General features: G+C 65.5%; 14 protein-coding genes, 1 tRNA gene and 2 pseudogenes. 12 read left to right on the top strand and 5 right to left on the bottom strand.

The genetic code is table 11. The features are described from left to right. Positions 1-37 precede the first annotated feature (37 nt). The 3 genes and pseudogenes from LXE91_RS30440 (at position 38) to LXE91_RS30450 (ending at position 2,467) form a co-directional block, all read left to right on the top strand. Positions 38-181: a hypothetical protein gene (locus LXE91_RS30440; protein ID WP_006479318.1), complete on the top strand. Its 144-nt coding sequence runs from the start codon at positions 38-40 to the stop codon at positions 179-181. A 230-nt stretch (positions 182-411) separates the two neighbouring features. Then, complete coding sequence (gene galU, locus LXE91_RS30445) at positions 412-1,299, top strand: UTP--glucose-1-phosphate uridylyltransferase GalU (RefSeq protein ID WP_021162860.1); 888 nt, start codon at positions 412-414, stop codon at positions 1,297-1,299. Positions 1,300-1,442: 143 nt separating this feature from the next. Further along, a pseudogene (locus LXE91_RS30450) lies at positions 1,443-2,467 on the top strand (IS110 family RNA-guided transposase). 575 nt (positions 2,468-3,042) lie between these two features. Here LXE91_RS30450 and LXE91_RS30455 read toward each other — a convergent pair. Continuing rightward, entirely contained in the window at positions 3,043-4,161 is a 1,119-nt protein-coding gene (locus LXE91_RS30455) for an acyltransferase family protein (RefSeq protein ID WP_039370278.1), read from the bottom strand. A 257-nt stretch (positions 4,162-4,418) separates the two neighbouring features. Between LXE91_RS30455 and LXE91_RS30460 the strand changes: the two genes are divergently transcribed. Together LXE91_RS30460 and LXE91_RS30465 are read left to right on the top strand one after the other, a co-directional pair. After that, positions 4,419-4,868, top strand: coding sequence for an HU family DNA-binding protein (locus LXE91_RS30460; RefSeq protein ID WP_011355701.1), 450 nt, complete (start codon positions 4,419-4,421; stop codon positions 4,866-4,868). A gap of 278 nt (positions 4,869-5,146) precedes the next feature. Beyond that, a complete protein-coding gene (locus tag LXE91_RS30465; RefSeq protein ID WP_039370308.1) occupies positions 5,147-5,938 on the top strand; it encodes an AadA family aminoglycoside 3''-O-nucleotidyltransferase in 792 nt (263 codons plus the stop codon). 149 nt (positions 5,939-6,087) lie between these two features. On the opposite strand, the gene LXE91_RS30470 is transcribed toward LXE91_RS30465, so the two are convergent. From LXE91_RS30470 to LXE91_RS30480, 3 genes are all read right to left on the bottom strand, one after another. Further along, entirely contained in the window at positions 6,088-6,561 is a 474-nt protein-coding gene (locus tag LXE91_RS30470) for a VOC family protein (protein WP_039370275.1), read from the bottom strand. A 387-nt stretch (positions 6,562-6,948) separates the two neighbouring features. Beyond that, positions 6,949-8,109 carry a porin gene (locus LXE91_RS30475; protein WP_039370272.1) on the bottom strand — a complete coding sequence of 387 codons (1,161 nt, stop codon included), beginning with the start codon at positions 8,107-8,109 and terminating at the stop codon, positions 6,949-6,951. A gap of 417 nt (positions 8,110-8,526) precedes the next feature. Beyond that, the gene (locus LXE91_RS30480; protein WP_039370270.1) at positions 8,527-9,471 is read right to left on the bottom strand and encodes a YihY/virulence factor BrkB family protein; all 945 of its coding nucleotides are present in this window, start codon (positions 9,469-9,471) and stop codon (positions 8,527-8,529) included. Between the two features lie 142 nt (positions 9,472-9,613). On the opposite strand from LXE91_RS30480, the gene fdnG reads away from it, so the two are divergent. The 7 genes and pseudogenes from fdnG to LXE91_RS30515 all read left to right on the top strand — a co-directional run bounded on the left by fdnG (position 9,614) and on the right by LXE91_RS30515 (position 19,120). After that, positions 9,614-12,685, top strand: a complete 3,072-nt coding sequence (fdnG, locus tag LXE91_RS30485; protein WP_083264170.1) for a formate dehydrogenase-N subunit alpha — start codon at positions 9,614-9,616, stop codon at positions 12,683-12,685. Positions 12,686-12,695: 10 nt separating this feature from the next. Then, positions 12,696-13,610, top strand: coding sequence for a formate dehydrogenase subunit beta (gene fdxH, locus LXE91_RS30490; RefSeq protein WP_039370264.1), 915 nt, complete (start codon positions 12,696-12,698; stop codon positions 13,608-13,610). After that, positions 13,607-14,233, top strand: coding sequence for a formate dehydrogenase subunit gamma (locus LXE91_RS30495; RefSeq protein ID WP_039370262.1), 627 nt, complete (start codon positions 13,607-13,609; stop codon positions 14,231-14,233). Before fdxH ends, LXE91_RS30495 begins: the two co-directional genes overlap by 4 nt. A gap of 390 nt (positions 14,234-14,623) precedes the next feature. Further along, the gene (fdhE, locus tag LXE91_RS30500) at positions 14,624-15,559 is read left to right on the top strand and encodes a formate dehydrogenase accessory protein FdhE (RefSeq protein WP_172625571.1); all 936 of its coding nucleotides are present in this window, start codon (positions 14,624-14,626) and stop codon (positions 15,557-15,559) included. Between the two features lie 73 nt (positions 15,560-15,632). Then, on the top strand, positions 15,633-17,072 hold the full coding sequence (selA, locus tag LXE91_RS30505) for an L-seryl-tRNA(Sec) selenium transferase (RefSeq protein ID WP_039370259.1): 1,440 nt from the start codon (positions 15,633-15,635) through the stop codon (positions 17,070-17,072). Next, a pseudogene (gene selB, locus LXE91_RS30510) lies at positions 17,069-18,992 on the top strand (selenocysteine-specific translation elongation factor). The gene selA and the pseudogene selB overlap by 4 nt, the downstream one beginning before the upstream one ends. Before the next feature lie 32 nt (positions 18,993-19,024). Then, positions 19,025-19,120: transfer RNA gene (locus LXE91_RS30515), tRNA-Sec, on the top strand. A 247-nt stretch (positions 19,121-19,367) separates the two neighbouring features. Here the strand turns inward: LXE91_RS30515 and LXE91_RS30520 are convergent. Further along, positions 19,368-20,423 (bottom strand): SDR family oxidoreductase, encoded by a 1,056-nt coding sequence (locus tag LXE91_RS30520; RefSeq protein ID WP_039370256.1) that lies wholly within the window; start codon positions 20,421-20,423, stop codon positions 19,368-19,370. Positions 20,424-20,458 lie beyond the last annotated feature (35 nt).

The following is a 20,458-nucleotide window of genomic DNA, read 5'->3' on the forward strand; positions in this document are numbered from 1 at the left end:
TTTGAAGCTCCAGTTGATTGATGCAAGGAGCGGCAAGATGGACATGCATTGGATCGCGAGCGCTGCAGTACTGCTGGTCATGGCCGTGCTGTCGGCGTACCGTGAGGCGCTGAAGAACGAACCGATTCGCCCGGGTCTCGAACGGGGCGGCGTGCCCTATATCGAGGAATTCGAATCGTAAGAATTTGTATCTGGAAAATCGGTAATTTGTTTCTGCCTCGGCACTCGGTTCGGCAATATCGACCGGGTTGAAAGGATTATATTTTTTCCGGAATCATTGGGCAATCAGTCCATATCGAAAATGAGCGGAGTCGAATTGGCCGTACCGTCGATTCTCGATATGCCGTTCGGAACACAATCGCGCCGGGTCGCGGGTCGACGCGGCGCAGTCAACGCAATCAGGATGCGAACATGTTGAAAGTCACCAAGGCCGTGTTCCCCGTCGCCGGTCTCGGCACGCGGTTCCTTCCGGCAACGAAGGCGAGCCCGAAGGAAATGTTGCCCGTCGTCGACAAGCCGCTGATCCAGTACGCGGTCGAGGAAGCGATCAACGCAGGTATCACCGAGATGATTTTCGTCACCGGGCGCAGCAAGCGCGCGATCGAGGATCACTTCGACAAGTCCTACGAGATCGAGGCCGAACTCGAGGCGCGCGGCAAGGAAAAGCTGCTCGAACTGGTGCGCGGCATCAAGCCGAGCCACGTGAACTGCTTCTACGTGCGCCAGCCGGAAGCGCTCGGCCTCGGCCACGCGGTGCTGTGTGCCGAGAAGCTGGTGCATGGCGAGCCGTTCGCGGTGATCCTCGCCGACGACCTGCTGCACGGCGAACAACCGGTGCTCAAGCAGCTCGTCGACGTGTTCGACCACTATCACAGCTCGGTGATCGGGGTCGAGACGATCGCGCGCGACGACAGCCGCTCGTACGGCGTCGTCGAAGGCCGCGAATGGGAAGAGGACATCATCAAGCTGTCGGGCATCATCGAGAAGCCCGCGCCGGAAGACGCGCCGTCGAATCTCGGCGTGGTCGGCCGCTACGTGTTCATGCCGACGATCTTCGATCACCTGCGCAAGCTCAAGCCGGGCGCCGGCGGCGAGCTGCAGCTGACCGATGCGGTCCAGTCGCTGCTCGCGAACGAGCAGGTGCTCGCGTATCGCTACTACGGCACGCGCTTCGATTGCGGCAGCAAGATCGGCTATCTCAAGGCCACCGTCGAACTCGCGCTCCAGCATCCGGAAGTGAGCCGCGAATTCGAGGCCTACCTGCGTACCTGCTTGCCCGCGCTGGCTGCTGTCGCCTAAGCAGCCGCGCGCTCCGTCGTTTCAGGTGGTGGTTGTTCCGTTGGCCCCGGCCGCTCGCGCGCCGGGGCTTAATAGGATGGTCAGCCCGATCCTCACTCAGTGGACTACGCTGAGTGAGGATTTTGTCCTTCTGGAGGGCCATCATGGACACGGTATCGCTGATCGGAATCGATCTCGGCAAGCACTGCTTCCACCTGCATGGACAGGATGCGTCAGGCAGGATGGTGTTCCGTAAAAAGCTCACGCGTAGCCAGATGTTCACGCTGCTGGGCAATTTTCCGCGTTGCATTGTGGTCATGGAGGCCTGCGCCGGTGCTCACTGGATCGCACGTCGACTTCAAGCGCTGGGCCATGAGGCCAAGCTGATTTCTCCGCAATTCGTCAAACCGTTCCGGCAAGGCAACAAGAACGATTTCGCGGACGCCCAGGCGATCTGCGAAGCAGCCGCTCGTTCGAGCATGCGTTTCGTGAGCCCGCACAACGAAGCCCAGCAAATCGTTTCAGCCTTGCACCGTGTGCGCGAGCGGCTGGTGCGTGACCGCACCGGCACGATCAATCAGATTCATGCGTTTCTGTTGGAGTTCGGTATCAGCTTGCCGCGCGGCATGGCAGTGATCCGGCGACTGCCTGCCGTGCTCGAGGCAGAATCGTTGCCGCCGAGGCTGGTGGTCGTGCTCGAACGTTTGCAGGCGCACTTCAAGTATCTGGACGAGCAGATCCACCAGCTCGAACGTGAGTTGCTTACCCAGCTACACGAGGATGAACGCAGTGAACGACTGCTCGAGATTCCGGCATTGGCCCGATGACCGCCAGCGTGTTGATGTCTGAGTTGGGCGATGCCCAGCAATATGGCTCAGCAAGGCAGTTTGCAGCTTCGGTTGGTCTGGTGCCGCGGCAGTACAGCACCGGCGGCAAACCAACGCTACTGGGCATCAGCAAGCGTGGCGACAAGGAACTGCGACGATTGCTGGTGCAATGTGCGCGGGCCATCATGCAGCGCATCGAGCACCGCACGGATGCATTGGGCGTCTGGATTCGCAGCCTGTTGGCGCGGCGACACTCGAACGTGGTGGCCTGTGCCCTGGCCAACAAACTGGCGAGGATCGCCTGGGCCATCCTCGCCAAAGGGACACACTACCGGAGCATCGAGGCTGTTCCCTCAGTCTGACGCTTCCTATCGCTTACGGCTTCAGTTTCAGTAGTCACCTCTGGTTTTGCGACGCGAGATACGTGAAGGCATAAACGACTCAACGGCCGGGCAAGTAACCTGACACAAAAAACAGCACCTCAATGCTGTGGGCTTTTTGAGGTTTGCCCGGCGCGGCTCCCATCATGGGGCGGGATCTTTCCCATCCGCGACCCCGGATAGATTCGAGCAAGTCCACTTTAGGTCAACACTGCCTCGCTTGCAAAAATCGGGCTGACCATAGATTTTTGCGTGTGCGGGTGCGCCAGTGCACGATCGCGGTGCGTGCCGTCGGGACGTGTGTGGTTGCGGATCGGCTTCAGGATCGGGGCTGCGTGCGGGGCGGGGCGCGCCGACGAGCACGGACGTCACGGCTGAAACCGGTGCCGCGGCGGGCGCCCGGATGACAGGATCGGCGGTTCGATCGCGCGATGCACGTCGATGTTCGTGACCGCATCGGTTTTGCCGGCGCCGGTCGATGCCGCGATCGCTGGGGTGTTGAGCGTCAGCTCCGGGGCGGGGCTTGAAGCGCCGTTTCTTCGCTCAACGTGCAGCGCTCAACGTGCCGACGTGCTTGGCCGCGCGACGAAATGCCGGGCCAGCATCGCGGCGACCGGCTTCTTGAAATCGAGCAGCCGCTTTTCGAGATAGCGCCAGGACAGGTGCGCGAGCAGCACGGCGAGCGCGAACTGCAGCAGTTCGGGCAGCGTGTCGCGGACGATTTCAGGTATGCCCACGTGCGCGACGTGCGCGGGCAGTACGCCGAAACGCGCCGGAATCAGGTTGTGGAACAGGTAGAAGCCGTAGCTGATCGTGCCGAGATAGGCGAGCGGCGCCCAGTCGAGCAGCGCCACGACCGGATGCTCGGGTTCGCTGACGATCCACAGCAGCAGCGCGCCGAGCGATGCGGACAGGCCGAGATCCGCGAGCCCCGCGATCGTGTCGGGCAAGCTCGTGCATGCAGGCAGCACGAGGAAGAACACGACGCCGGCCGCGCCGAGCCAGCCGGGCGGAATGCGGCGCACGGCGGCCGCACCGCGATCGGCGAGCGCCATCGCGCCGACGCCGCCGAGCGCGATCAGCGCGAAATTCCACGGGGAAAACGCGTAGATCAGCACCGGCGACGCGTCGCACAGGTAGAGCGCGAGATGCGCGAGCGCGCACAGTACGATGGCCGCGATGCCGAGCGCGACGTGTCGCGCGGCGGGCACCGCGAGCAGCGCGAGCGGCGCGATCAGATAGAACTGCTGTTCAACCGCGAGGCTCCAGAAGTGCGACGTGGAGCCCGGCCAGCCGTCCTTGACGACACCGATCCAGTAATTCGACAGGAACGCCGCGTGCCAAGCGAGCCCGAGATTGACGCCGCGCTGGTAGAACAGCGCATGCGCGATCGCGAGCGCGGCGAGCAGCAGGTAATAGACGGGAAAGATCCGCAGCGCGCGCTTCGCGAGAAACAGCGCGAGCGCGTGGCGGCGCGTCATGGTGCCGCGCTCGACCGCCTCGCGGTTGCGATGCAGCTCGCCGACGATCAGGAATCCGCTGATGAGGAAAAACGTCCACACGCCAAGCTTGCCGACGTCGACGGCAAGGACGTGGCCCTTGTGGGACAGGAAAACGAGGATGACGGCGAGGGCTCGCAGGCCGTCGAGTCCTTTGACGTATCTGGCTTCGCGCATGGAGGCATCCGGGCATTGAGCGAGCCCAGTATAGGTGCGCAAATATCGAACGTAATTCGCATTCGGGTGCCTACGTGAAGGGGTTTTTTGATGCTGGAGCGTCGATGAAATCGGTCGCATGCAAAAAAACCTGCGGGAAACCCCGCGAAAACGCATAAAAGTACTGCACGAAGCGTCAAGGCGCTTGTAGAATCCGGCGTTGAAGCGCGCGCGTTGCACGCTTCGTGTATCCAACGACCACACCTGGTAGGAGAAACATGGCGACTTCCGCAAAAAAGGTGGCCAAGAAGGCTGCCGCACCCGCCACCAAGAAAGTGGCTGCCAAAAAGGCTGCGCCCGCGAAGAAAGTAGTGGCTAAGAAGGTTGTCGCGAAGGCGGCACCGGCCGCTCCGACGCCGCTGAAGGACAAGTTCACGAAGGCATCGCTCGCAACGCACATCGCTGAGCGCGCAGCTGTCGAAGTGAAGGCGGTCAAGGCAGTGCTCGTCGCACTCGAGAACGTCGTGCTGGGCTCGGTCCACAAGAAGGGCGCGGGCGAGTTCACGCTGCCGGGTCTGCTGAAGATCACGGCGCAAGTCGTGCCGGCGAAGAAGAAGCGCTTCGGCAAGGATCCGTTCACGGGCGAAGAGCGCTGGTTCCCGGCGAAGCCGGCCAGCGTGCGCGTGAAGGCACGTGCGCTGAAGAAGCTGAAGGACGCAGCGGCGTAATGCCGAGCAGCGGTTGCCGAATGCATGTCGGCAACCGCTGCGATGTCCGACGATCCCCGTACGCGAAAGCGTACGGGGATTTTTATTGCGCTGCGCAAATCGCGAAGCAAAGAAGCGGCGAAATGGCGGAAGGTCCGGTTCGACGCGTGACGCACGACGGAAGACGCGCCGCGCACGCGCGATGACGAACGGCAATCCTCCGCGCGCTTGCAGCAGATCCGCTGCTGCCTGTCGCGCGCGCTGTGCCGGTCGCGTGCGCATCGGGAGGCGCACGCATCGTGACTGAATGCATTCCCGACGAAATCGCAGCCCAGGTCACCGCCGCGTGCGACACGATCGAGCGGCATCTCGGCGCGACGCTCACGGCGATCCACCTGTTCGGATCGGCGCTCGACGGCGGACTGAAGCCGCGCAGCGATGTCGACCTGCTGGTGACGGTGTCGGCCCGGCTCGGCGAATCGACGCGGCGCGCATTGATGCTCGACCTGCTCGCCGTGTCGGCGCCGCTCGGTCGCGCCGGCGGCATGCGTGCACTGGAAGTGACCGTCGTTGCGCACGATGAAGTGGTGCCGTGGCGTCATCCGGCGCGTCGCGAACTGCAGTTCGGCGAGTGGCTGCGTCACGACCTCGAGGCCGGCATTGTCGAACCGGCGCTCGTCGATCACGATCTGGCGATCCTGTTGACGAAGGTGCGGCAGCACAGCGTCGTGCTGGCCGGCCTGCCGGCGGCGACGCTGCTCGAGCCGGTGCCGGCACGGGATTTTGTCGCCGCGCTGCGGGCGACGGTTGCGCAGTGGAATGCCGAACCGGACTGGCGCGGCGACGAGTGCAACGTGGTGCTCGCGCTCGCGCGCATCTGGTACAGCGCCGCGACCGGCAGGATCGCGCCCAAGGACGTCGCTGCCGCATGGGTGCTGGAGCGTCTGCCGGACACGTACCGGCCGGTTGTAGCGGCTGCGCGCGCCGCCTATCTCGACGGCGAGGACGATGCGGCGATCCTGTCGGGCGAACCCCTCGCGGCATTCATCGGCTACGCGCGGCGAACGGCCGAATCGATGCTGTCGACGTAGCGGAAGATGCCGCACGCGTGGCCGGCCTTGGGGGCGACGCCGATGAAGATCATCGGCATTGGCGTGGCAGTCGCACGCGCATGCGGTCGAGCCGGAAGCCGGCCGGCGACCCGGCGCGTCGTCGCGCATGCGCCGTGCGACGTGCTTCGTCAGCCCGCCGTACCCGCGTACGCGGCTTTCAGCGCGGCATCGTCGAGCTTGATCATCTGCATCATCGCGGCGGCCACGCGCGTGGCCTTGACCGTGTCCCGGTCCGACATCATCGGGATCAGCGTTTCCGGAACGATCTGCCACGACACGCCGTAGCGGTCTCGCAGCCAGCCGCAGGCGTCGGCCGTGCCGCCGTTGTCGAGCAGGGCGTTCCAGTAGCGGTCGAGTTCCGCCTGGTCGGCGCAGCTGACCAGCAGCGAGATTGAATGGTTGAACGTGTCGGTGCGCGGGTGGCTCATCGCGAAGAACGGCTGTCCGAACAGCTCGAACTCGACCATCCGCGTGCCGTCGGTGCCGGGCACCGCCGTGACGCGCACGATGCGCGAATCCGGAAAGATGCCAGCATACAAGGCCGCGGCTTCTTCTGCTTCCGCCGCGTACCAGAGGAAAGGCGTGATCTTCTGAATCGTCATGGCGTATCTCCTGTGTGAATGGGGCGATGCGCGAACCGCGTGCCGCCATCGAGACGACGGACGACGGTTGCCGAAATCGACACGCGTCGGCACATTGCGATCGCACCGGTCGAGCGGTGCCGGCAGTGCGGAGGGTAGTCGCTCGGCGCACGGATGGCGACCGGCGCGGCGATTCGCAAACGGTGTTCCCGGCGCTTTGCAGCCGCCAGGTGCCGCCGCCGGCCGGCCGGTGTGCATCGGGGCCCGGCTTCCGGATGCCGGCCCGTGCGGGCGCTCCCGGCACGCGGGAGACGGACGAAAAAAAGCCAGCCGCGGCCGAAACCGGGGCTGGCTTTCCAGGTCGGCGGCAAGGCGTCGGAGACGCCCTGCACGCCGGAAACGTACTTCTTAGAACTTGTGACGCAGGCCGAGAGCGACGATTTCCTGCGAGCTCTTGCCGGCGATGCCGTACGAGCCGACCGAAGCTTGCGCATCGGTGCCGTCGGCGTTCTTGCCGCTTGCGTGCTGATATGCGCCAACCAGGTACACGTCGGTGCGCTTCGACAGCGAGTAGTCCGCGCCGAGCGAAACCTGATGGTACTTGGCGTTGTTGTCGCCGCTACCCTTCGTGTAGATGTAGCCGACGCCCAGCAGCAGCGGTGCCGATGCCTGGTACGTGACGAAGCCGCGGCCCGTGTTGTACTTCTGGTTCGTACCGAACGCCGAAGCGCCGTCAGCCTTGTACTGGGCGTTGCTGTAGCCGGCACCGACCGTCACCGGGCCGAATGCGTACTGGGCTGCCACTTGCGCGATGCCGATCGACGTCGACGACACGAACGCGTTGTTGATGAAGGTCGTGCCCGAGTCGCCGTCGAAGATTGCGTCGGACGTACCGGTCCACGTACCGCGCTTGCCGGCCGTGAGTGCTGCCGCGTTGTTCGCGTGGAAGTAACCCGCAGCCACGCCGAGCGGGCCGTTGTTGTAGGCTGCCGCTGCCGCCCACGTCTGACCCTTGCCGGTCGAGCCGGCGACACCGCCGAGTGCGTACAGCGCTTCGACTTGCAGGCCTGCCCAGACCGGCGACGTGTACTTGATCGCGTTGCTGACGCGCAGGCTGTTGTCGTTGTTGTCGACGTCGCCCGGCGTGGCGAACACGCTGCCGAAGTAGTTGTCAGCCGTGACTGCCTGGACCAGGTCGACGAGCGGGTCGTACTGGCGACCCAGCGTCAGCGTACCGTACTGGTCGCTTTGCAGGCCGACGAATGCTTGACGGCCGAACATGCGGCCACCCTGGCCCAGCGTGCCCGATGCCGAGTTGAAGCCGTTTTCCAACTGGAAGATCGCCTTCAGGCCGCCACCGAGGTCTTCGGAACCCTTCAGGCCGAAGCGGCTGCCTTGCAGGTTGCCGCTACCCATCGACCACGAATTGTTACCTTGACCGGCGTTACCGTGAACGTACGTGATCGACGTGTCGATCACGCCGTAGAGCGTCACGCTCGACTGCGCTTGAGCAGCACCAGCGGCGCCCAGCAGGGCGAGCGAGAGGGTCGAGAGAGCAAGTTTCTTCATCGTTGAGTTTCTCCACGCAAGTGATTCATCGTTATTTGTTGCGGATTGGAGAATAGCTCAGTGCCATACACGCAAGAAAGCTTAAAAAATAAAGTGTCTCGAAAAGGTAACAGCGCGAAAAAGTCCATATATATCAAGCACATCAGCGACTGTTCCTGTTTTTGAAATAGTTGACAATTGCTGCGCCGCGATTGTTTCAATAGTTGATGCGCATGTCGGCAGATCCCCTCTTTCAGCCTGTTGCAGCAGGGAAACGAGGGTGTGCAAACGTTTGCGGTTGCAGTGGCGTGCACGCCGACGTATCAAGCGCGCGTTGACGCCGCACGAATGCGCGGCGGACTCAGGGGTTGCAAAGGGGCGGGCGGGTATGCCGGGCGCGCGCGATCGATGCGCGCCCGGTTGCAGACGGCGGGTAAATCAGTCGTCGCGCGGGCGATGGTCGGCGCGGCCAGGTTGAGCAACGCGAGCGGCCGCGGCCGGCGCTGAATCCTCGGCCGGCCGATGCGCGTTGCCGCGGGCTGCCGCGAATTCCGCGCCGAGCAGCAGCACGATCGCGGAGAAGTACAGCCACATCAGCAGGACCGCGAACGATCCGGCCGCGCCGAACGCGCTCGCGGTGCCCGCATGCGCGAGATACAGCGCGAACAGCTTCTTGCCGCCGGAGAACAGGATCGCGGACACGATGCCGCCGATCGCGGCGTCGCGCCACGCGACGCGCGCATCGGGCAGGAACTTCATCAACGACGCGAACGCGCCCGCGAGCACGGCGATGCCGACGAAGAACTGCACGAGGTTCGTGACGATCACATACGGCGAATCCCCCAGCAGCCAGGTGCCGACGAACGTGATCGCGGTGTCGAGCACGAGCGACACGATCAGCAGGAACGCGACGCCGAGCACCAGCCCGAACGAGATCAGCCGCACGCGCACGAGCCCGAGCATGCTCGACCAGCGGTTCTCGGTGGCCGGCCAGATCACGCTGAGCGCGGCGCTGAGCGACGCGAAGGTGGCCGACGCGCCGATCGCGAGCGCGGCGAACGAGATCAGGGTTGCCAGGCCGCCGCGCTCGCCCGCGCGGTGCGCGTTCTGCACGATCGTCTGGATGCTGGCCGCCGCGTCGTCGCCGATCAGCTGGTGGGCCTGTTCGAACACCTGGCCGCGCGCGGCATCGTCGCCGTAGAACCAGCCGGCCACGGCGATCACCATCACGAGCATCGGCGCGAGCGAGAACGCGGAGAAAAAGGCGATGCCCGCGGCCATCGCGGAGCAGCGGTCGGACGAGAAGCGCTTGAACGCGGTGAGGGCCCAGTTGGCCTGTTCTTGCGCGAGACGGGTGGCTTCGGAGGTGATCTGTCGTTTCATGACGGGTCGGTGGCGCGCGGAACGCGGATCATCGTTGGTAATCAGACAATTCAGTATTGATCCGAGGATTCGAACATAGTTGCGCGAACTGTCTATAATTCCTTTCAGTTTCCTCACCCCCACAATAACGCCGAGACCAGCCATGCTACAAATGTCCCGGCGCCAGTTCCTGAAGGTGACGGCTACGTCGCTTGCCGGATCGAGTCTAGCCCTGATGGGCTTCTCTCCATCCGAAGCGCTTGCCGAAGTCCGACAGTACAAGCTGGCGCGCACAGTCGAAACGCGCAACACCTGTCCTTACTGTTCAGTAGGTTGCGGCATCCTGATGTACAGCCTCGGAGACGGCGCGAAAAACGCCCAGCCGAGCATCGTCCACATCGAAGGCGATCCCGACCATCCGGTCAATCGCGGCACGCTGTGCCCGAAGGGCGCGAGCCTGATCGACTTCATCCACAGCCCGAACCGCCTGACGCACCCCGAGTATCGTGCGCCCGGCTCGGACAAGTGGGAACCGATTTCGTGGAATGACGCGCTCGACCGCATCGCGAAGCTGATGAAGGCCGATCGCGACGCGAACTTCGTCGAGACGGCGGAAGACGGTGCGAAGGTCAACCGATGGCTGACCACCGGCATGCTGGCCGCGTCGGCGGGCAGCAACGAAGTCGGCTACCTGACGCACAAGACCATCCGCAGTCTCGGGATGCTCGCATTCGACAATCAGGCGCGTGTCTGACATGGCCCGACGGTGGCAGGTCTTGCCCCGACGTTTGGCCGTGGAGCGATGACGAACCATTGGGTCGACATCAAGAACGCGGATGTGATTCTCGTGATGGGCGGCAATGCAGCCGAAGCCCATCCGTGCGGTTTCAAGTGGGTAACGGAGGCGAAGGCGCACCGCAAGGCGCGGCTGATCGTCGTCGACCCGCGCTTCACGCGTACGGCCTCGGTGGCCGACTACTACGCGCCGATCCGCACCGGCACCGACATCGTCTTCCTGGGCGGCGTCATCAACTATCTGCTGACGAACGACAAGATCCAGCATGAGTACGTGAAGAACTACACGGACTTCTCGTTCATCGTGCGCGAGGATTTCGCGTTCAACGACGGCATCTATTCCGGCTATGACGCGGAGAAACACGCGTACCCGGACAAGTCGAGCTGGGACTACGAGCGCGGCGACGACGGCTTCGTGAAGGTCGACCCGACGCTGCAGCATCCGCGTTGCGTGTACAACCTGCTGAAGCAGCACTACGCGCGCTATACGCCGGACATGGTCCAGCAGACGTGCGGCACGCCGAAGGAGAAATTCCTGAAGGTGTGCGAGATGCTCGCGACCACGGCCGTTCCCGGCCGCGCCGGCACGGTGCTGTACGCGCTCGGCTGGACGCACCACTCGATCGGCGCGCAGATCATCCGCACCGGCGCGATGGTGCAGCTGCTGCTCGGCAACATCGGCATCGCCGGCGGCGGGATGAACGCGCTGCGCGGGCACTCGAACATCCAGGGGTTGACCGACCTCGGGCTGATGTCGAACCTGCTGCCGGGCTACATGACGCTGCCGATGCAGGCCGAGCAGGATTTCGACGGCTACATCAAGAAGCGCGTGCAGCTGCCGCTGCGGCCGAACCAGTTGAGCTACTGGAAGAACTACAAGGCCTTCCACGTGAGCTTCATGAAGTCCTGGTGGGGCGACGCGGCGACCGCCGAGAACAACTGGGGCTACGACTACCTGCCGAAGCTCGACAAGCAGTACGACCTGCTGCAGGTGATCGAGCTGATGAATGCCGGCAAGATGAACGGCTACATCTGCCAGGGCTTCAACCCGCTTGCGGCGTCGCCGTCGAAGGTGAAGACGGCGGCCGGCCTCGCGAAGCTGAAGTGGCTCGTGATCATGGATCCGCTCGCGACCGAAACCTCCGAGTTCTGGAAGCATCACGGCGACTACAACGACGTCGATTCGTCGAAGATCCAGACCGAGGTGTTCCGTCTGCCGACCACGTGCTTCGCGGAGGAAAACGGTTCGCTCGTGAGTTCGAGCCGCGTGCTGCAATGGCACTGGAAGGGCGCGGAGCCGCCGGGCGAGGCACGCAGCGACCTCGAGATCATGTCGGGGCTGTTCCTGCGCATGCGCAAGATGTACCAGACGGACGGCGGCAAGTACCCGGATCCGATCGTCAACCTGACCTGGCCGTACGCGAACCCGGAAAGCCCGACGCCCGAAGAGCTCGCGATGGAGTTCAACGGAAAGGCGCTCGCCGATCTGCCCGATCCGAAGGATCCGGCCAAGACGCTCGTGAAGAAGGGCGAGCAGCTGGCCGCGTTCGCGCAGTTGAAGGACGACGGCACGACCGCGAGTGGCTGCTGGATCTTCTGTGGTGCCTGGACGCAGGCCGGCAACCAGATGGGGCGGCGCGACAACTCCGACCCGACCGGCATCGGCCAGACGCTGAACTGGGCGTGGGCGTGGCCGGCGAACCGGCGGATCCTGTACAACCGCGCGTCGTGCGACGTCGCCGGCAAGCCGTTCGACCCGACCCGCAAGCTGATCGGCTGGAACGGCAGCGCGTGGAAGGGGGCCGACATTCCCGACTTCAAGGCGGACGAATCGCCCGAAAACGGGATGGGGCCGTTCATCATGAACCCGGAAGGCGTCGCGCGCTTCTTCGCCCGGGCGGGGATGAACGAAGGTCCGTTCCCCGAGCACTACGAGCCGTTCGAGACACCGCTCGACGCGAACCCGCTGCACCCGAACAACCCGCAGGCGCTGAACAACCCGGCTGCCCGCGTGTTCCCGGACGACCGCGCGTCGTTCGGCAAGGTGGCGGATTTCCCGCACGTGGCGACGACGTACCGGCTGACCGAGCACTTCCACTACTGGACCAAGCATGCGCGGCTGAACTCGATCATCCAGCCCGAGCAATTCGTCGAGATCGGCGAAGACCTCGCGAAGGAAGTCGGCGTCGCGCATGGCGAGCGCGTGAAGGTGTCGTCCAAGCGCGGCTACATCATCGCGGTCGCCCTCGTCACGAAGCGGATCAAGCCGCTGACGGTCGACGGCAAGAAGGTCCAGACGGTCGGCGTGCCGTTGCACTGGGGCTTCAAGGGTCTGACGAAGCCCGGCTATCTCGCCAATACCCTGACTCCGTCCGTGGGTGACGGCAACTCCTATACACCGGAATTCAAGTCGTTCCTGGTGAAGGTCGAAAAGGCGTAAGGGGAAAGAGATGGCATTGCAATCGCTGGATATCAAGCGCGTCTCGGCCACCACGACGCCACCGCCCACGGTGCGCGAACCGGTGACCGGGAGTGTCGCCAAGCTGATCGACGTATCGAAGTGCATCGGCTGCAAGGCATGCCAGACGGCATGCATGGAGTGGAACGACCTGCGTGACGAGGTCGGCACCAACGTCGGCGTGTACGACAACCCGGCCGACCTGAGCGAGCATTCGTGGACGGTCATGCGGTTCTCCGAATACGAGAACCCGGCCGGTGACCTCGAGTGGCTGATCCGCAAGGACGGCTGCATGCACTGCGAGGATCCGGGCTGCCTGAAGGCGTGTCCGTCCCCGGGCGCGATCGTGCAGTACAACAACGGGATCGTCGATTTCCACGAGGAGAACTGCATCGGTTGCGGCTATTGCGTGACCGGCTGCCCGTTCAACGTTCCGCGGATCTCGAAGAAGGATCATCGCGCGTACAAGTGCACGCTCTGTTCCGACCGCGTCGCGGTCGGCCAGGAACCGGCCTGCGTGAAGACCTGCCCGACGGGCGCGATCGTGTTCGGCACCAAGGAGGACATGAAGCAGCACGCGGCCGAGCGGATCGAGGACCTGAAGGAGCGCGGCTTCGAGCATGCGGGGCTGTACGACCCGCAGGGCGTCGGCGGCACGCACGTGATGTACGTGCTGCACCACGCGGACAAGCCGTCGCTGTACCACGGGCTGCCCGACAACCCGTCGATCAGCCCGATGGTGAAGCTGTGGAAGGGCATCGCGAAGCCGCTCGCGGTGGCCGGCATCGCGCTGACGGCGCTCGCCGGGTTCTTCCACTATGTCCGGGTCGGTCCGAACGAGGTGAGCGACGAAGAGGAAAAGGCCGCGCAAGACGAGGCGCGACGCATCAAGGAGGACGCGAAATGAAACACGACGACCCCAACCTGATCGTCCGCTACTCGGCGAACGAGCGCACGAACCACTGGATCACCGCGATCACGTTCGTGCTGCTCGCATTGTCCGGGCTCGCGCTGTTTCATCCGTCGATGTTCTGGCTGACCGCGCTGTTCGGCGGCGGCCAGTGGACGCGGATCCTGCATCCGTTCGTCGGCCTCGTGATGTTCGTGTCGTTCGCGATCCTTGTGGTGCGCTTCTGGCACCACAACGCGCTCGACGCGGACGATCGCCAGTGGCTCAAGCAGATCGGCGACGTGCTGACCAACCAGGAAGACAAGCTGCCGCCTGTCGGGCGCTATAACGCCGGGCAGAAGCTGCTATTCTTTACGCTGGTCGCGTGCCTGCTGCTGCTCCTGCTGTCGGGAGTCGTGATCTGGCGGCGCTACTTCTCGTTCTACTTCCCGATCGGGGTGATCCGCGCGGCCGCTGTCGTGCATGCCGTGGCGGCCTTCGTGCTGATCGCGAGCATCATCGTGCACATTTACGCGGCGTTGTGGGTGAAGGGCTCGATCGGCGCGATGGTGCGCGGCACCGTCACGCTGGGCTGGGCTCGCAAGCATCACCCGAAGTGGTTCCGTGAAAGCGTGAAATAACGCACCGGAGCGGGGCGGCTCGCCGATCGCGGCGGGCTGCTCCGTCAGCCGTCGGAACCGCCTGAAGCGCCGACCTGTCGGCGCTTGTTTGGGGTCTGTTTGCGCATGGAACGCGCATGCGAATGCCCGAAATCGCTCGCAGGGCAAGGAGTGAGGAGCGCCGTTTGGCCGAGCCAAACAAGAGACGAACGACGCCGCCATGTGGGCGATTTCGGGCATTCCCGTGGACTATATTTTTAAATTTGGGGTTGCCACGAGACGGGCCGCTCGCTGCGTTGCGCTCCTTGCGAATACGTCAGTATTCGCGGCGTCGCGCGTCTTGCGAGCGGCCCGTCTCGTGGCAACGCATGCGCGTTCCATGCGCAAACAGACCCCTTGGAAGACATATCTGTGACACAACGCATTCTCGAACCGACCGAGATCTCGACACTCGATCATTCGGCCATCCCGCGCTTTCGCCTGCCGGAGCGCGCCACCGCGTTCTCGGCGCGCGCCGCGCGGCTGCGCAAGCTGGCCGACCTGAACCCGATCAGCGGCTACCTGCGGCTGATGGCCACCGTCGCCGATGCGCAGCACGCGACGCTGCAAACGCTCGAACTGCCGCTGCCGTCGAAGGAAGCGATCGCGCGTGCGCAGGAGCATTCGATGCCGCTCGTGCCGGCGCTCGACGGCGAGCGCGATCCGCGCTGGCGCGCCGTGCTGTACGAACTGCTCGACCGCGTCGAAGGCGCCGGGCTCGTCAACCCGCAGCTCGCGAAGCTGCTCGACCGGCTGCGCCTGATGGCGCCCGCCGAACTCGACGCGCAAGCCGACGCGATCCTCGCACTGCGTTTCGCCGAAGTCGACCCGGCTACCGCGCCGTTCCTGATGGCCGCGCTACAGGTCGTCTGGACGGACCTCGCCAGCCGCATTCCGCCGGCCGACGTCCCGTATCTCGACCAGCCGGGGCTGTGCCCGGTGTGCGGCACGCATCCGGTCGCGAGCGTCGTGAGGGTGGGCGGCCAGTACCAGGGCTACCGTTTCCTGCAATGCGGGCTGTGCACGACCGAGTGGCACATGGTGCGCACGAAGTGCTCGCACTGCGATTCGACGAAAGGCATCGCGTATCACGGGATCGAGGGCGGCAGCGAAGCCGTCAAGGCCGAATCGTGCGACGAGTGCAAGACCTATCGCAAGATCGGCTATCAGGACAAGGACTACGAGTTCGAGCCGCTGGCGGACGATCTCGCGAGTCTCACGCTCGACCTGCTGATGAACGAGGCCGGCTACCAGCGCAGTTCACCGAACCCGCTGCTGTGGCCGGATGTCTCGCGGGACGCCAATTGACGGCACGGGCCGGCGCGGTGCGCGAGCACCGGCGCCGGCCCGCTGCGAAGCATGAGACTGGAGCCACCACGACGTGACCGAACCCGGTTTGAATGAATTGAATGCGGTGCTTGCGCGCGTACCGTCTGTCGAGCGCGTGCTGTCGTCGGCGCCGCTGCAACCGCTGCTCGCCGACTATGGCCGCACGCGCGTGCTGAACGCCGTGCGTGCCGAGCTCGAGCGCTGGCGTACCGCCGCGCAGCACGATCCGGCTGCGGCCGAGCCGCTCGACGAGCCGCGCATCGCCGCGGCCGTCGCGCATGCGCTGGCCGCGCAGAGCGCGGGCGCGGTGCGCGCCGTGTTCAACCTGACCGGCACCGTGCTGCACACGAACCTCGGGCGCGCGCTGTTGCCCGACGACGCGGTGCGCGCGGTGGTCGACGTGCTGACGCGGCCGGTCAACCTCGAATTCGACCTCGCCACGGGCCGCCGCGGCGATCGCGACGACCTGATCGACGATCTGTTGTGCGAACTGACGGGCGCGGAGGCCGCGACCGTCGTCAACAACAATGCGGCGGCCGTGCTGCTGGCGCTGTCGGCGCTGGCGACGAAGCGGGAAGTCGTCGTGTCGCGCGGCGAGCTGGTCGAGATCGGCGGCGCATTCCGCATCCCCGACATCATGAGCCGCGCGGGCGCCAGGCTGCGCGAAGTCGGCACCACCAACCGCACCCATCTGCGCGACTACGCGGACGCCATCGGCCCGCGCACCGCGCTGCTGATGAAGGTTCACTGCAGCAACTACGCGATCAGCGGCTTCACGAAGGAGGCGACGCTCGCCGAACTCGCGCCGCTCGCACGCGAGCACGGGCTGCCGGTGGCCGTCGATCTCGGCAGCGGCACGCTCGCCGACCTGTCGCAATGGGGTTTGCCGCACGAGACGACCGTGCAGGAAACCGTTGCCGCCGGCGCAAACGTTGTCACGTTCAGCGGCGACAAACTGCTCGGCGGCCCGCAGGCCGGCCTGATCGTCGGCGATCGCGCGCTGATCGCGAAGATCAAGAAGCATCCGCTCAAGCGCGCGCTGCGCGTCGGCAAGCTGACGCTCGCGGCGCTCGAGCCGGTGCTGCGCCTCTACCAGTCGCCCGAGTTCCTGCGTGACCGGCTCACGACGCTGCGGCTGCTGACGCGCCCGCAGCGCGAGATCGCCGAGGCTGCCGAACGCGTGCGTCCGGCGCTGCAGGCCGCGCTCGGCAGCGGTTTCGACGTGACGGTCGAGCCGATGTTCAGCCAGATCGGCAGCGGCGCGCTGCCGGTCGACCAGTTGCCGAGCGCCGGGCTCGTCGTGCGCACGGCGGACGGCAAGCGCGGCGGTCGCGCGCTGGCGCAACTCGAGAAACGGCTGCGCGCATGGCCGCGCCCGGTGATCGGGCGCGTGGCCGACAATGCGCTGCGGCTCGACCTGCGCTGCCTCGAAGCCGCCGACGAAGCGGTGTTCGTCGCGCAATGCGTGCCGCTCGCGGGGCCCGCTGCATGATCGTCGGTACCGCCGGACACATCGACCACGGCAAGACGACGCTGGTGCGCGCGCTGACGGGCGTCGACACCGATCGCCTGAAGGAAGAGAAGGCGCGCGGCATCTCGATCGAGCTCGGTTACGCGTATACGCCGCTCGACAACGGCGACGTGCTCGGCTTGATCGACGTGCCGGGCCACGAGAAGCTGATTCATACGATGGCGGCCGGTGCATGCGGGATCGACTTCGCGCTGCTCGTGATTGCGGCCGACGACGGCGTGATGCCGCAGACGCGCGAGCATCTCGCGATCCTGCAGCTGCTGGGCGTCACGCACGGCGCCGTCGCGCTGACGAAATGCGATCGCGTCGACCCTGCGCGGGTGGCCGACGTGCGAGACGAGATCGCCACGTGGCTGAACGACTCGACGCTCGCCGGCGTGCCGATCTTCGAAACGCGTGCGACTGCCGCGGACGATCCGGGCGTCGCTGCGTTGAAACGTTACCTGGCGGATGCGGCGATCGCGTGGCGCGCCCGGCGCGATGACGGGCTGTTCCGGCTCGCGGTCGATCGCGTGTTTACGCTCGCGGGGCAGGGCACCGTCGTGACGGGCACCGCGTTCGCGGGCCGCGTCGCGACCGGCGACACGCTCGCGATCGTGCGCACGGGCGGTGCGGCCCGCGTGCGCAGTATCCACGCGCAGAACCGGCCGGTCGAGGCCGGCCGCGCGGGCGAGCGTTGCGCGCTGAATCTGGCCGGGGTCGACAAGGCCGATGTCGAACGCGGCGATACCGTCGCCGATGCGCGGCTCGTCGCGACGTCGCCGCGTCTGGACGTCGAACTGACGCTGCTCGAGGATGCGGGGCTCACGCTGACGCACTGGGCGCCATTGCACGTGCATCTCGGCACGCTGCATCGCGTGGCCCATGTCGCGCTGCTCGACGGCGACACGCTCGCGGCCGGCCAGCGGATGCGCGTGCAGCTGGTGTTCGACGAGCCGGTGTTCGCGCTGCCGGGCGACCGCTTCATCGTCCGCAATCCGCAGGCAACGCGTACCGTCGGCGGCGGCCGCGTGCTCGATCCATTCGGGCCGGCACGCAAGCGTCGTACACCCCAGCGCCGCGCGTGGCTCGATGCGCTGGCCGAATGGCTCGACGAAGGACGCCTCGATGCGCTGCTCGCGCAGGCGCCGCTCGGTATTGCGCGGACGACGCTCACGCACCTGACGGGGTTCGCGCCGAATGTGCTGGCGTTGCCTGGCGATGCGTTGGCGATCGGGCAACGCGATGCCGCGTCGAACGAAGGCGCGGTGATTTCGCAGGTGCACTGGCGCGCGCTGCAGACGCGGGCAATCGAGACGCTGCGCACGTATCACGAACGCATGCCCGACGAACAGGGGCTCGACGCCGCACGCCTGCGGCGGATGGCTGCGCCGCTCGTCGGCGATGCGCTGTGGCGTGCGCTCGTCGATGCGCTGGTCGCGGGCGGCGAAGTCGCGCGCAGCGGGCCGTGGCTGCATCTGCCGTCGCATTCGGTGAGCCTCGAGCCGCGCGAGGAAGTGCTGGCGCAGCAACTGCTGCCGCTGCTGCATGCGGGGCGCTTCGATCCGCCGTGGGTGCGCGACCGGCCCGCGACACGGGCGCGGCCGAGGACGCGGTGCGCACGCTGCTGCGCAAGCTCGCGCGGCGCGGCGACGTGCAACAGGTCGTGCGCGACCTGTTCTATCATGCGGACGTCGCGCGCGAACTGGCGGCGCTGGTCGCGCATCTCGCGCCGTCGCGCGGCGGCGGGCTCGATGCGGCGACGTTCCGCGACGCGACGGGGCTCGGTCGCAAGCGCGCGATCCAGATTCTCGAGTTCTTCGATCGGGTTGGGTATCTCGCTTCCACCGCGATCTTCACTACCTGCGGCCTGACAGCGGTTGGGCGGGTATTCAGGCGTAGGCGCTCGTTGTTCTTCGGTTTCTTTTTCCCACGGAAGGCATTCGTATCCGGTGGTACGGCTGGACTTCAAATCCAGTTGGGGGTGTCAGACACTCCCGGGTAGGTTCGACTCCTGCTGCCTTCCGCCAGTCATGGCTTCCCGCGCATTCCGGCGACTTCCGTCAACGCCCCGCAGATCGATGATTTCAAAGTGATCTTTGGGTGGCGGTGTGCTTGCGGCTTCCACTCGTGTTCCGCACAGACGGGCAGTGGTGGTGTCAGGCATGGAGCCTCCGTGGAAGACAGGAACAAAACCGGAGACACGAGCTTTCGGCGCGCAGGCTCCCCTATTTTCAGGCCGAAACAAGATGGCAGCGGCAGGCAGCCGTGCGGATGCTATCGCCGGCTGGCATCACGCAGTAGCCCGAGGCGCACGAGGCTTTCGGCCGTGGCGACAATGGCGTCCTCGCGTGGACGGGGCGACCAGCCGAGCAAGCGGATGGCCTTCTGGCTGGTAGCGTTCAGATTGCGGCCGAGCAGCGGCAGCGATCCTCGCAGCGCGGGATCCCTGAGTGCGCCGATGCGTACCAGCCAATCGGGCAGCACCCGGGTGGACACATGGCGCGCGGCATCCCCCATGCGCGCTTTGAGCAGTTGCGCGACTTCGGCGAGCCACATGCTTTCGCCGGCGATGGCAATGAAGCGCTCGCCGTTCGCGGCTTCGTGGGTCATCGCGCGCACGTGCAGGTCGGCGACATCGCGCACGTCGACGAAACCGGAATTGATTCGCGGATTGCCCGGCTGGCCGTCCAGCATGCCCCGGATCAGGCGGATGGAGTGCGAATAGTCGTCGCCGAGCACGGGCCCGAGAACCGTCACCGGATTGATCGCGGACAGTTGCATGCCGCGTCCTTCTCGCGCGACGAAATCCCACGCCGCGCGTTCCGACAACGTCTTCGACTTCTGATAAGGCCAGACGTCGGCGGCCGTCAGGTTGCTCCAGTCGGTCTCGTCGAAGGGGCGGCTCATTGGCCCGTGTCCGGCGCAGATCGCACCGAAAGCAGAGGTCAGCACGACGCGTTTTACACCGGCGTCCCGCGCCGCACGCAGCACGCGCAGCGTGCCTGCTACGGCGGGCTTGACCCAATCGCCCTCACTCGTCTGCGTGCCGGTGGGCGTGGGCGACGCGCCATGCACGACGTAGGCGCAGCCGGCGGTTGCCTGTTGCCAGCCGTCGCCAGCGAGGAGATCCGCCGCGACGAATGACAGACGATCTCCGGGTGCTGCGCCGCCTCGTTCGAGCTGGGCGCGCACCTGCGTCTCGCGCGTGAGCGAGCGAACGGTGGTTCGCACCTGATAGCCTCGATTCAGCAGCGCCAGGATGCAGTGTTGTGCAATGAAGCCGGTGCCGCCGGTTACGAGAACCGATTTGAGGCTGGTATTGCTGTTCATGTCGTTGATTGTCGAGGATGAAGAACCGGGAGGTT

Source organism: Burkholderia contaminans (assembly GCF_029633825.1).
Classification (GTDB): Bacteria; Pseudomonadota; Gammaproteobacteria; order Burkholderiales; family Burkholderiaceae; genus Burkholderia; species Burkholderia contaminans.